Annotated in this window: 10 protein-coding genes; 3 read left to right on the top strand and 7 right to left on the bottom strand. The window is 56.9% G+C overall.

Annotated elements, in window-relative coordinates; translation table 11 throughout:
- Positions 1–5 precede the first annotated feature (5 nt).
- The 6 genes from AB4Y40_RS17135 to AB4Y40_RS17110 form a co-directional block, all read right to left on the bottom strand.
- Positions 6–581 (bottom strand): hypothetical protein, encoded by a 576-nt coding sequence (locus AB4Y40_RS17135; protein ID WP_368688713.1) that lies wholly within the window; start codon positions 579–581, stop codon positions 6–8.
- Positions 582–654: 73 nt separating this feature from the next.
- A complete protein-coding gene (locus AB4Y40_RS17130) occupies positions 655–2,919 on the bottom strand; it encodes a hypothetical protein (RefSeq protein WP_368688712.1) in 2,265 nt (754 codons plus the stop codon).
- A gap of 25 nt (positions 2,920–2,944) precedes the next feature.
- Positions 2,945–6,025: an AAA family ATPase gene (locus AB4Y40_RS17125; protein WP_368688711.1), complete on the bottom strand. Its 3,081-nt coding sequence runs from the start codon at positions 6,023–6,025 to the stop codon at positions 2,945–2,947.
- The gene (locus AB4Y40_RS17120) at positions 6,022–7,842 is read right to left on the bottom strand and encodes a hypothetical protein (RefSeq protein ID WP_368688710.1); all 1,821 of its coding nucleotides are present in this window, start codon (positions 7,840–7,842) and stop codon (positions 6,022–6,024) included. The genes AB4Y40_RS17125 and AB4Y40_RS17120 overlap by 4 nt, the downstream gene beginning before the upstream one ends.
- A gap of 238 nt (positions 7,843–8,080) precedes the next feature.
- A complete protein-coding gene (locus AB4Y40_RS17115; protein WP_368688709.1) occupies positions 8,081–8,977 on the bottom strand; it encodes a TIR domain-containing protein in 897 nt (298 codons plus the stop codon).
- On the bottom strand, positions 8,977–9,261 hold the full coding sequence (locus AB4Y40_RS17110; RefSeq protein ID WP_368688708.1) for a hypothetical protein: 285 nt from the start codon (positions 9,259–9,261) through the stop codon (positions 8,977–8,979). The genes AB4Y40_RS17115 and AB4Y40_RS17110 overlap by 1 nt, the downstream gene beginning before the upstream one ends.
- A gap of 1,059 nt (positions 9,262–10,320) precedes the next feature.
- On the opposite strand from AB4Y40_RS17110, the gene AB4Y40_RS17105 reads away from it, so the two are divergent.
- From AB4Y40_RS17105 to AB4Y40_RS17095, 3 genes are all read left to right on the top strand, one after another.
- Entirely contained in the window at positions 10,321–10,761 is a 441-nt protein-coding gene (locus tag AB4Y40_RS17105) for a hypothetical protein (RefSeq protein WP_368688707.1), read from the top strand.
- Between the two features lie 132 nt (positions 10,762–10,893).
- Positions 10,894–11,235, top strand: coding sequence for a type IV toxin-antitoxin system AbiEi family antitoxin domain-containing protein (locus AB4Y40_RS17100; RefSeq protein ID WP_368688706.1), 342 nt, complete (start codon positions 10,894–10,896; stop codon positions 11,233–11,235).
- Positions 11,236–11,603: 368 nt separating this feature from the next.
- Positions 11,604–11,873, top strand: a complete 270-nt coding sequence (locus AB4Y40_RS17095; protein WP_368688705.1) for a hypothetical protein — start codon at positions 11,604–11,606, stop codon at positions 11,871–11,873.
- Positions 11,874–12,060: 187 nt separating this feature from the next.
- Here the strand turns inward: AB4Y40_RS17095 and AB4Y40_RS17090 are convergent, their stop codons facing one another.
- Entirely contained in the window at positions 12,061–12,642 is a 582-nt protein-coding gene (locus AB4Y40_RS17090) for a hypothetical protein (RefSeq protein ID WP_368688704.1), read from the bottom strand.
- Between the last annotated feature and the right edge of the window lie 36 nt (positions 12,643–12,678).

Here is a 12,678-nt window from a genome sequence, read left to right as displayed (position 1 = left end):
GACCTTTACGGCTGCCGGGACTCTGTGTTGGCTCTGACAAAGTGGTGTCCATCACTTCGAAAATGATGGACATCACTTTGATGCCGATCCCTGCAGCCGTCTACGACGGCCGCCGCGAGCCGCTTACGACTTTTTACTGCCGCTTGTCGGTTGTGAGCGTCATGCCTCGCCAGGCGCCTCTTGCCGCTGTAAGTGATGTTGAAGCGGTTGCCGTGAGCGACGCCATTGCGCAAGTGATACACGAGTTCGAGAATCGGTGCATGGTCAAAGTAGTCATGTGCCCCGAGTTCATCCCCCAACATCAGCAGGGCACCCATCGCCCAGGTGCGAAGGAAATGACTTTGCAGGCTCTGATCTTCGCGCAGGAGGTCAAGATAGAAACGGAGATCGAGTGTATGGAACGTGCCATCTTTTCGCCTGATCTCGCCAGTCGGATTTGTACCCAAAACCGGCGAAGGTGGAAGCGAATTGATTGACATTGGGTTGACGGCAACCAGATGCGCCACCAGGAAGGCGTAATAGCCCGAAGCCAGATGCTGGGCTACCCGCGCGACCTCGAGCCTTCCCGGATCGACGATCATGTTTGCCTCAATATGCTACGCCTGTTAGTCGATCCGGTATCCTTCGGCTCATTGAGGAAGCTCCCCGGTAACTTCACTCGTCGACATCGTCAAAAATGCTACGACTCCCTTCGTGAGTTGCACTCGGTTCATCGACCGCGATGTCCCGCGAACTCGAGGTCTCCCTTTCTGGTGGATTTTGATCAATCCATTCTTGAAGCCTAAGACGCTCCTCCTTGACTATCCTCCTGATACGCCAACTCGAGGGGTATGACTCCTCGAATGAAGAAAGCAACCGCCTAAAGTGCCTCATTTCCCACTCTGCATCATATTCCCGATCACAACGCTCCTGATGTTGTAACCGTACCTCCTCGATTCGTGGTAGCAACTGTGTTCGCATCGCTTCCCGCAATCTACGTAGTTCGCCTTCCTTCAACAGAGAACATAGTTCTGGGTCGTTCAAGACATGGACATCATCGCCCGTTTTAGCGTATTCGCTGACAGTTTCGATCAACGTTCGGCGCGCTTCTTCCGGCAGGAGGCCCAATTTGAACAAGCGTATAGCCAGATCAACTTCACCGGAAAATTCCAGGGACATCATCGGCTTCACGATAGACTCAATCAATCTCTCGTCAGCCTCGAGATAGGCCACCAGGAATTGCTTGCTGCACCGTCTAGCCAGGAACCGATGCAAGTCCTGTCGGGCTCTCCAGTCTGACAGCCATCTGGTCTTGTAGGCAGAACTCTTCTTATGCCCCGTGAGCCTCTCGATCACCAGGCCAAACAAGGAGGCGGGAAGCACGACGGCCCCCTCCACGCCGACGTCTCCGCAAGTTACCTGCAGCATCATCTTTTCGATTTCGGCACCACGCACGTAAATGCCGAGCAACTCCGGGCTGCTGCGCAACATGGCGGAGAATGCATCGCCAATGGTCGGATGCTTGAAAGTCCAGAAGGAATCGCCGTCGGAAATCACGTGGACCGCTAGACTGCCGCGTAGCGCTTCGAGAGCAGTCGAACAAGCACCCAGGTTGCTACCCAATCGCTTTAATGCCTCCTCCTCGGTAGCTGTCAATGAAATCGGACTCAGCAGGCGTCCATTTCCCATATATATCAATGCGAGCGCCGCTTTGCTGTCCGCATCGAGCTCACTGCAGACATCAATGAGGAGCTGCTCACGCTCATCGACAAACCTCGCCAAGCTCCAGTCGGACAGCACCAGTTTTTTGGTGAAGAAGGGATCTGCCAACCTCCGTGCGATTTCCGGAATGAACCTATCGTGCGCAGCTACAGTAACCAGATGCGGCTTCACTTCGGTCCGGAACTGGCGTGTTTGCTTTCCCAACCTTAAATGATTGAAAAGAATCTGTTGCCGCTCGATCTCCGCGAGGTCGTGGACATCAATGACGACTTGGCTCTCACGGAAAAGTGGAAACGAGCTCTCCTTCAAGTCCTGCCGCGCACGGTTATAGATGTAGTCGCGAGACGTCATCACCACGCGATTACCTCGTTGCAGTATCGTCTTTACCTCATTCAGGACCTGATTCCAACCAGCTGCAAGACCGCTTTCATACTGAGTCACGCCAAATGCGTCATCGATCCAGAAAAATTGGGATTTCTCGTCTGGGTTCCAGCGCTCCACAACAGATTTTGGGTCCACTAACTTCAGAACGGACGCGCCCCACTGATCAGCAGACGCCATCGCAAGCAATGAGGCGATGGTCGTCTTTCCTGATGCTGGCTCCCCTATTAGGAGCACGAAACCATGCGCGTCCAGGGCTTTGGCCGCCTTGCGATAGGAATCTGTCACCACGACCTTAGCCAACTCATCGCGCATCGACTCGAGTACCGCCCTCGCCTGTGCGTACGCCCGCTCGTCCAAGATTTGACTCAAATCCCCGAGACCGTAGACCCGCGGGACCATCATTCTCAAGTGCTTGCTCTCGCGGATTTGATCTTCAAGCCAGGTTGCGCCAAATATACGGACGCTCTCAACGCCAGCCTCTCGCAGCTTCTGTTTTATCTTTAGGTCAGTCTCAGCAGAAACACCGGCATTCGTCATCAAGATGTAGATGTCACACTCATCCTTGTCGACCAACCGTCTGACTTTTGCGAATTCCTCTTCGAGATCTGAAGGTGTGAGCGCGTACCCGGCCCGAGACGTGAATTTGCACTGGATGACAAATCGACCGGTGAGTAATTCACCATCCTGGTCTGTCCAGTGACCTGAGAACGCACCGTCTCGACCGCCATCATTTGTATCGAGAAATGACTGGACTGTTTGACCGAGAACCTCGCGCGATACTGACAGACACAGTTGCTGGAAACTATGCCAGCCCAGCGTGTGGAGATGAAACATTCTCGCTTCCTATTTGTCTCTCACATTACGTACGAGTCAGTGACAATTCCTTGAACTCCTCGCCAAGGAAGCGAAACTTGTGGCGGAACAAGCCCGCGAGCTTGGTATCCGCAGTCGCAAAGAAAATCTGCCGAGATCCGCTGATCGCCAGGTAGCGCAGATGATCCAGGAACGATAGGACGTTGATGTCGTCCACGTGTGCAACCGGATCATCGAAGAGCAGCACTGGTGGGCCCGATCGTAGGCGCCCGTTCATGGCCAAGAAAAGCGAAAGCGCGAATGCGGCGCGCTGTCCGGTACTCATCTGATCGAGTTCGACCTTGGCGCCCGTTTGGCGACGGACGATAGCCAGCGTCCCGTGTTCGGCGCTCAGTTCGAACTCGTTGGGCATGTGAATGCTGGCGAACGTGCGAGCAATCTCTTGTGCGTTCTCGGCAAGTATCTGGTTGGTCAGTTCTCCGCCCGAGCTTTGTCGCGTCAGAGTCTCCAAAACATGCTCGGCTTCGACCAAGTTCCCGATTTTCGTCTCGCACGCCTCGATCTTGGTGTTCAGGCCGTCAACTGCTTTGGCTTCCTTTTCGAGTGCCACATCGTTCGCACCTTCTTGCTCAATGGCCGTGGCGACCTTCGCAACCACCTGCTGGGCAGCTGAGAGATTGATGGCAATTTCGTCGGCGGTCGTGTCTGATCCGATTGTCAGAATCGATGTGAGAGTCTGACGAGCCCCTAGCGCGGCTTCGATGTCGGAAACTTGCCGACTGACCACCTTCGCGAGTGCTTCGGCACTGTCGGGAAGGTTGATCGACAGACGCGCGGCCAAGGCTTCGCACTCGCGTTGGACTTCATTTGACTCCTGCAAGGAATCGTTCGATGCCTCTTGCGAAGTGGAGAGCGCCTCTTTGTTGCTCGCTCGTAAGACCTCCAACTCATCAAGCGACGGCAGCTCAGTCAGGCCGACCTCCAGCAACCTGTCGAACAAGTCTTCAGAAGAGAGTCCGTCGGTCTGCAGTTGATGAACCTGACTTTGCGCCGCTTCAACGGTCACCCGCTCGCGCTCGAGGGATGCCCTCTCCTGCTCAATCTGCGCGAGAGCCTCGCGGACCGTCGCAGATCGAGCGCTCTCCCCAATAAATGACCGCATAGACTCCAGTGCCGATTGGGTTGAGCGAACACTGATCAATGCCTCATCTGCCCCGGCAATCTCGGTTTGAAGCAGGGCCGCATGCTCTGATGTGTTGCCGTCGACGTCGGACGTCATCCTAACGAGCAGCTGGCCGCGTTCGAACTCGGTGTGGCAAACAGGGCAGTGGTCGGGATTGGGGACGCGCTGCAAGATATCTAGTGCTGTAGCGCGCAGACGCTGCGTGAGCACTGTCAGGCTGCTCTGCGACTTCTCCAACGCCTGAAGAGATGCCCGATTTGTGGTGAGCCAACGTTGAAGTTCTTCAGCCCGCGCCTCTACCGAAGAGACGGCTGCCTCGAAACGTTGGTCCAGCAGATGCTCGACCGTGTTCTCGTTCACATTCTCCGGGACCAGCGCAAGCCTTACAGTGCGTGCGCGCAAACGATCCTGTCGTTCGCTTGCCTCCTTGGTCAGCCGCGAAAAATCGACGCGTGCGTAGGGTAGCAGCGCATCAATGGCCGCAATTCGGTCGGCGGTAGCTTGCGTTGCGCGCTTCGCCTTGGCCAGGTCAATCTTTACGGCCTTGGCTCGTTCGTCCAGGGCAGCTGCCTTGTCGGCTTCCTCGTTCAGGTTCGCCAAAAGCTGCAATGCGCTGTGCAAATCACTGTGAAGCACGTCGACCGAGGACTGACGAAGCAGCTCAGCCGCCGAGACCGCCTCTTGCAGACTTTCGCGCAAGGAAGCCATGCCACCTTTCTCTTCCGGGGGTTGCAGCCAGCCCAACTGCGTCAAAGCCGCAAGCAGCTCCAGGAACAGACTGTCCGAGAGCTTCGGCGCTTTCTTGATAGCATCGACACGGCCTGCGGCGGCCACCCGCAATTGTTCGTTAGTCGTCTTGTCGCGACGCAGCCCCTTCAATTCTTCACGTACTTGATCCATCACACGGCGTAGCCGATCTGCCAGGCTTTCAGCGGCGGCCCCAAGCACCAGACGGGTGACGTCGGCGCCGATCTGATCGGAACTTGCCGACACACTGAGATTGACCGCGGCATCGGTATCGAGAAAGTTGAATTTCCCGAAGCTGTCGTGGATGCTGACCTTCTTGAGTTCGGTCTTTGCGTACCAGTTCGAGTGGCGCGCTCTGAGTCGCGCCGCATCCGTCGTGGAGGACAGCTTTTCCGCGCTGCCAGCAAGCTCCAGAGTGATGGATGTCCGATCCAGCAAGACTGATGAGCGTCGGTTTCGACCGCAGTAGCCGAATTCGATCGCTTCGAGCAGCGAGGTCTTGCCCACCCCGTTGCTGCCAACGATCAAATTGACCCTCCCTAGAGGGTGGTCTTTTTGTTCGGGATGGGGGCGAAACCCCTTGATTGTCAGACGCCTAAGGAAATGAGCAGCCGCCGCCATTTCGGCAGGCAGGAGTGCCATCGGCGAGACCGGCCGCGCGGCTTTGTCCTTCGTTCCGGCGACGATACGGCGCACAGCATCGGGTACTGAGATGTCGTCATCCAGTATGAATCCGAGCCCGTGCTGCTCAAGCGTATTCGACCAAGTAGTCGCCAAATCGAGCGGCATGGCGCCTGTTGACGCGGCGGCAGGGCTTCCTTTCGCAAGCAGTGCGGGCATGTCCCCTTCACGGATGACCTGCTTGCGCGCGTATTCTCGGTCGGCTTCAATTGTGGCCTTGAGGCGGCCAAACTCGGTTCGGCTCGCCTCTTCGTCACTCGTGACGAAATAGAGATAATGGCTCCATCGCAGATCCGTAGCGACCTGGGTGGAAAAGTACATCTCGGAGAGGACCTCTTCCTGGTATCGCTTGAGCATCGGGACCGTTGCGCCTAGCCGATCATTCAAATCGAAATAGCGAATAGCATATTCCCGCGTGCCGAAACGATCGACCCCACGAAAAACCCCGCGACCCACATCTTCGAGATCGGGGTATCGGCCTCTGAGGATTGCTTCCACGCGCTGGGCATTAATCATGACCTGTCTTCCGCGAAGTCCACCGGCGATGCGCCAGCGGGAATGTCAATGAGATTCATGCCTTGCGGTCCGCGTGCGCCGTACTCGTTGCCCCTGCGAAAGACAACGCACAGTCGGTCCTGCGCACGCACAATGGCGTCCCCCAATTCTTCACCGAACTTGCCCTCTCTAATAGCGATATTCAGAGCGTGATTGACGATAGCCTGTGTGAGTTTTTGATGTGCGCTATCAATTTCCGCGTCGTCTGCTTGGTCCGCAAGATATACCAGCGCAGCCGATCCACGCGCCCCGGTAGCCGGCTCCACGTTGTGATGTGGCACCTCTCGTCGCCAGGAGAAGCGGAAGCCACCGGCCAGATCCCGCACCGGTGCAGGCCATGGCACGTTGCTCCGAGCTAGCCCGATCGCATCTTGAGCACGCTGCAGCCTTCTTCTGCGGTAAGCGACACCTGGCCGGGTTAGTTCGATTTCCTGATGAACTGTCACCCGTCGAATCGATTCCTCGTCCCGGTCCAGTTGAAACGAGTCAAGTTCGTTGACCGCGTACCAACTGCTTGGATTTCCGTGGGGACCAACGAGGATCTCAATGGCTCGCTCCACAGCGAGTGGACTGGTTTGGGATGCGCGCTGCAATGGTTCAGCGATTGCCTGATAGCTTACCAACGCAAGAGCGAAGCCATCGTGTGCGACCGCGCCCCGCTCCCAGGCGCTCGCGTCCGAATTCCAGGTAAAGCGCTCTTCGACCGCGACAAAGTTCTTCGGAACGAGAGCTTGTTCGCCCGGGAAGAGCAGCTTCTGCTTCTGCAACTGAAGGATTTGGCCTTCGTAGTTCAGGAAGAAGGAGTGCCATCGTTGTGCCAGAACGTTGTAATAAAGTCCTTGGCGATGCAACTCGTCGATTAGCCCGTCGTCAGCTCCGAACTTCGCTGGCGGTGCGTACCAAGCTGACCCGGCGACGTTTTTCCACTCGGCAAACTTTCCCCCGGCTTTCGCTTCCTTGATATTTTGAGCCCAGTTCAGACAAAGAAGCTCGACATCATTGTTCGTGCCGACGGCACATAGCCGCGCGCGATATGCGGCGTAGTCGGAGTGAGCCGGCTTGGGATTGAGTTGAATGTGAATAAGCAAGCAATTGAGGTGGGCCTGATCGACGTGTTCGGTAAAGTCGAAAGCGTCTGAGCAGATGATCGACAACAGGCTCATCTTCCCAAGCCCGCGATTGAACGCGTACACAGACTTACCCACACAGAGCGAGGTCTGTTCGATGTCGCGATAGTCTCTGCACGCGACCGTCTTAAACTGCACTAGCAGGAACAGTACAGCTTTCCCGTCCACATCCTTCACCCAGAAAACATAGAGCAACGGGTCGACGTAGCGCTTTTGCGCTACTTGCCGGGGATCGAGCGCCTCGTGGTGAAACTCACACCGTCCACCGGTGTTGCAGCGTTCGGCTAACGCCTCCATTTCCGCCGGAGGAATACTTTCGCAGCCAAGAACCCACAGGGCGCCTACCGGCGGGCGATGTCGCCCGTCAATAATTTCGTCAACAACGCTCCATGGAACGCAATACTCAGGGGCGACAGCCAAGTCCGCGTGAGCTTCGACTGCAGTCGAGAGAAAGCCACTGCAGAGCGCATGACCAAGCGCCGCGTCCGCATGCCCCACCCTCATGTCATTCGCTTCGATTACGCCGGTAGGCTGCAGCAGGAGCGCGCGATACGGCTCACGGGCGGGGTTCAGCGCCTGCAATCCAATGAGCTCTAATGGCCGAGGCCGCTGACTGAGCATTTCCTCAACGTCGATTATGTCAATTGCCACTGTTTCCCCATAGCGCGAACTGCCGCCCAGAATGACTTATTCCGGCGTTCCTGGCTGCTAAAAGCACGCAATATTCGTCTCAATCGGCGAGCCGCCGGCCCAGTTTAAAAGGCGATCTACGCGTCTGCACGGGTTGCGAATCGCGGACGCGAAAAACCCCAGAAAACGCACGCCCCCCCCACCTCAACGACGTGTGTCGGCATGGACGAAGAATCGAGCGCGACAAGCGGGCGCACGACTAGAACGCCTTGTTCAGATCAACCTCGTGGCCCGCGGCCTTGAGCTCACGGGCCAAGTTCAGCCTCCAGCCGCCGCCGTCATCCATGTTTTCCCAGACGACACCAGCGAAATCGCTGGGAATATCGACATTGCCGCGTCTGAGCGTACAGACCCTCTCGCGTCCGAGATGGCAAATGAAATAGCCGAGCTCGAGCAGCACGTTTTGTCGCGCCCGGGGCTTCAATTCGTCCTCTTTCACACTGCGACCAACATCATCAGGGGTCAGCAACACGACGGCGAAGCCCACATCGCGGTTCGCCTCAATTTTCTCGATAACCGTGCGTCCCTGGTTGGCCTGTTCATGAAGGATGACCGGCTGGAAACCTAGCCCATGCAGGTATCTGGCCACGGTCTCGCGTGCTTCGCCGTCGTGGCCGTGCACGATAAAAACCTTGTTCGACATAGGCATCACCAGCTTCGGTTGAGTGTTACCACGAGCCATGACGTAACCTTTGTAGTCCCGTGTGAAGGGAATGATCATCTGGCGGGTGATGTTATGAATCCCAGCCATGACCTTCGACCCACCGTAGTAATAGGTATGGCCGAAGTTGATCATGAAGTCCGGGTCGTCTGCGAACTTGCGGATGAGCAGCCACTCCAGTCCGAGGCCCTTATCACGATCATCCGGCCAAGCCAGCCGGGCGCTGCCGACCATTCCACCTTGGGACTTGATGCTCTCGGCCAGGAACGTATCGAGATCCAAGCCAGCAGTAAGTTGCTGGTTAATCACGTCAAGAGCTGGGTCCTGAAGCAGCCGCGCGAGCGTCTTGACCGGGCGGACGTACGACTGCAAATCGGAGGATTGCAGATCGAGAACCGCATTGTTGATCTGCTGGAAAAGGTCGGCCTGCACCATCAGGTCGCATCCTTCTCGAGACGCACAGCCGCAGCCCGCTCAAGGATCGCTTCGCGCTGTGTTTCCTTCACGCCCTCGACAAGCTGGGCAACCAGCGGATTCGATGCATAGTGCGCCACGCGCTCGTCGACGAGGCGTGAGGCTTCCTGGATTGCTGCTTCGATACTGGCCGGATCGTGCGGGTCCATGCTAACCGAGCCCAGCTCGCCATCAAGTTCGCCAAGCGCTTTCTGGGCGGCTTCCAGATCGCGCGTCAGTTTGTCCAGTCCATCAATCTTAAACATCGTTGGTCTCCTTCTACGTGTGATAAAGGACATTATCAGATAGAAGGGCGCACTGTGCGCGGAGCTATATTCGCTTCATTCGTTGAGTAACGGGGGCCGCTGAACTCATTTTCAGATGCATTCGCCTAGGCAAGCACCCTCTTGCCGCTTCGCCACAGTTATCGGGAGTGAACTCTCGTTACCGCTTTCCCAATTCAGGACGTCGAGCGGCTAATTCGCCCTTGGAAGCAGCCGTCAGGTTGCTGAAATCCGAATAAACGATACGGAGGTCAATTTATGCGGTTTGCATGATTTGCACGCCGGCGACAATTGGCGCACTCGGTCGCGGGACGCGATGCGACCAGCCGCTGAATTACGTCAAAACCAAAAAAACAATCAAACCATCTGCGCACCGACAAGACCGATACTTTTGATGCTACCTTTTCCGCGGCCTGCCTCCAGCGCCACTGCATCCCTCGAGATCCAAGTGCCGTTCGAACCACCTTAGTTGCGCCCTTTTTCAGCCGTTCGAGCGCCTGCAAGTACCGGTTGAGCGTATCAGTCTCGAGTCGACTCCCGCTTGATAAGCTCGTGGCACCGGGCTCGGGCTCTAAGGGGACACCTTCCATCGTCGCCTTGATGACGAGTGGTTCGTCCAAGCAACGGGCCTGTACGTCCACCCTCGAGGCGGGGCGCTCGGCGAGACGCGTTACGAGTTTAAGCACCTGTTGCTGAACGGTCATGGGACGCGGCACGACTTCAAGACCGTCGCGGCGCTGACGACGCTTTTGAGTGCCGCGACGAACAAGATGCTGGCTGTCGCTGCCGATCCCGCTCGCATCCACTGCCCGAAGTGCAAGGTCTGGATGCTACGGGTTAGGGAGCCCGACCCGTGGTCGACCAATAAATACCGGCCCTTTCTGTCCTATGACGGGGTGGTGATCAACCGTAGTACCCGCAACGTGTCCTGCGACGGTATCCTCAGAACCGAGCCCGCGATCCGGTCCTTGGGAATGACGGGCACGGCTGCCGGTCGCCGCGACCCCGGCCCGAAGAACATGAAACCTGTGGAGACTGTCCATGACTATCCATCCTGCACAAGAGCCGCCTACTGCGACGGCGATCGAGTTTCGGGACGAACTGCTCGCAAAGGGGTGGCCGGACGATCATGGCGTTGCAGTGCTGACCGGCAAGAATTCCGGTCCAGAATCGACAACCTGTGCGGCTCAGGCGAGAGCGAGGGGCGCTCTGCTGGGTGTCTGGTCAGTCCGGTTGCAAGGCTTCATCTATCCCGACTTCCAGTTTGACCACTTGGGCGCAATCCGGCAGGAGGTTGCCGAACTCCTTGCCATACTGCCCAGCAACAACGATGACGGTGGCTGGAGGCGTGCATTCTGGCTCTATTCGCCGCATGCTCTTCTCGAAGGCCAGACGCCTGCAGAGGTATTTCCGGTCGCACCGGCGCGCGTGATCACGATCGCAAAGGGCGAATTCCGGGGTGATCCCGCTGCGCCTTGGTAGAACTGCCGCCTGTGACGCGGACTAGCGTCATCGAAGCAGAATGTGAGCCGATGCGTGCCCGGCCTAGACGTCGGGGGGAAAACTGCGCTTGATTGGCAAGGGATAAGACACAACATAGCGATCCGCCCCAGAATGGCTCTATGGGCTTTCCAATCGTTTAGGTTCCAGGACTGGGGCGCCGAACACATGCCCTTCAGCTTTCAGACCACCCAGCTGTTTCAGGACGATGCACGAATAACAGCTTGGCTACGATCATTACCCAACAAGGACAACGACATTCTCGTTTCAATCCCGGGACTAGCCCTTCTGGAACTTGCAAGCGCCAGCGGCAAGGCGAGTGGTAAAGGACAGACTCTGGAAAAGGCAATGCATCTCGCTAAACTAATGCGTAATCTTCGCGTTGACGTTTTAACCTCAATTCTCGGGTACTGCATTCGAGTGAAAGTTCTCAAACTTGTGCGAGATTTGGGATGAACTCGCGGATATGCATGGGCCAACAATCTTCAGGCGTACGTCGCGATGCGTAGTCCTGGAAAGCGATGGTCAAGAAGCGGAAAGGATGGCCGCCGACTTACGCTAAAGCCGTAGAATCGGCGACTCATTCCAACCGTAAACGCCTGCGGCGACGTCGCATGGGACGCATCTTCTCACGCCAATTGGCGCGAACCATACATTTCGCTGCGGCCACCGGAGGCAAGGTGAGCAAATTCGGGAGATACGGACTTGCCCATCGTCTTAGCTCCTGGAAATCCTCACCGTCCCGAACTCCTTCACCGTCCTTGACACATACATGCAGGTTTTGTTGGGATCGCGTGAGCCAGATTCATCACCGACCACGTGACATGCGTTCGATTCGCCAATTCGTGCCGCGTCGCTGGCGCCCGAAAGCGCTCACCTTATTCTCAACGCTTTTTTACCTCCTGGAAGTCCTCACCATCCTGGAAACGCTCACCCATCCGCGCTCCACCTCCCTCAGGAAGCGCTTAGGCTTGCATCTGCTGTTTTTTGATCACTGGACTCTATTGTCAGTTTTGCGCCCCTTTCTGATCATCGCAGCTTTTTTCATGTGCGATATATCGCATATCCCGAAAAGCCTCACCTTCGCGTGGTGAGAATCGCTGCAATGCCGGCTACGCAAGGCAACTCCAAACTTATAATTCGCATAACGATGCAATTCCGTTCGGAAAAGTTTGCATCTGGGCAGAACCGCCCCCCGCCCAGCAAGGCAACTCTGAACTTATTTGCCGAAAATCCGCAGTTTCCTCCAAGTCCGGACTTATTTGCCCGCCGACAGGGCCCTTAAAACTTGAACCGCAACTGAAACCCGATGGTAAACGGCAGATCGTCAGACGGTATCGGCGGAATGACGATGAAGTTCACGCCCACGCGCTTGTACGCGACCATCACGATAGGCGCGACCACGGGCCCGATCGTATGGTCGTGGCCAAGGCCCCAGTTGCCATAGTTGTAGCCGGAGATGATGCCGCCCATCGCCGCTAGCCGCACGAAGCCCCAGTGCAGAAACTCGGGCGCCCACACTGCGCCGCCATAATAAGAGGGCCGGCGCAAGGAGTTGCGAAAGCCACCAGCCGTGAGCGCCCACGTATCGCCGGGCCAGCATTCGATGCCGAGGCCCGGGTTGAATTGTTCGAAGTCCTTGTCGGGATGGATGTGGTACGAGCCCACCATCGCATCGACCCACAGTCCCGAACTACACCAGTTCGCCGCGTGTGCCGACTGCGCCGCGCCGAACAGCAGCGGCAGGAGCAGCAGGGCAGCCGCCGCGCCGCGTTTCGTTCTCTTCGATTGCGTGTTCGCTCGCGTTGTCGCGTTCGTTGTCGCTATGGTAGTTGCGCCACCTTGCTTCTGCCAAAACCGCATGGGCTCTCCGTCCTTTCTTGCGCCGATCCACCTGGG

This window comes from Paraburkholderia sp. EG287B (assembly GCF_040965595.1).
Classification (GTDB): Bacteria; Pseudomonadota; Gammaproteobacteria; order Burkholderiales; family Burkholderiaceae; genus Paraburkholderia.
This window is presented reverse-complemented; position numbering and strand designations above follow the sequence as displayed.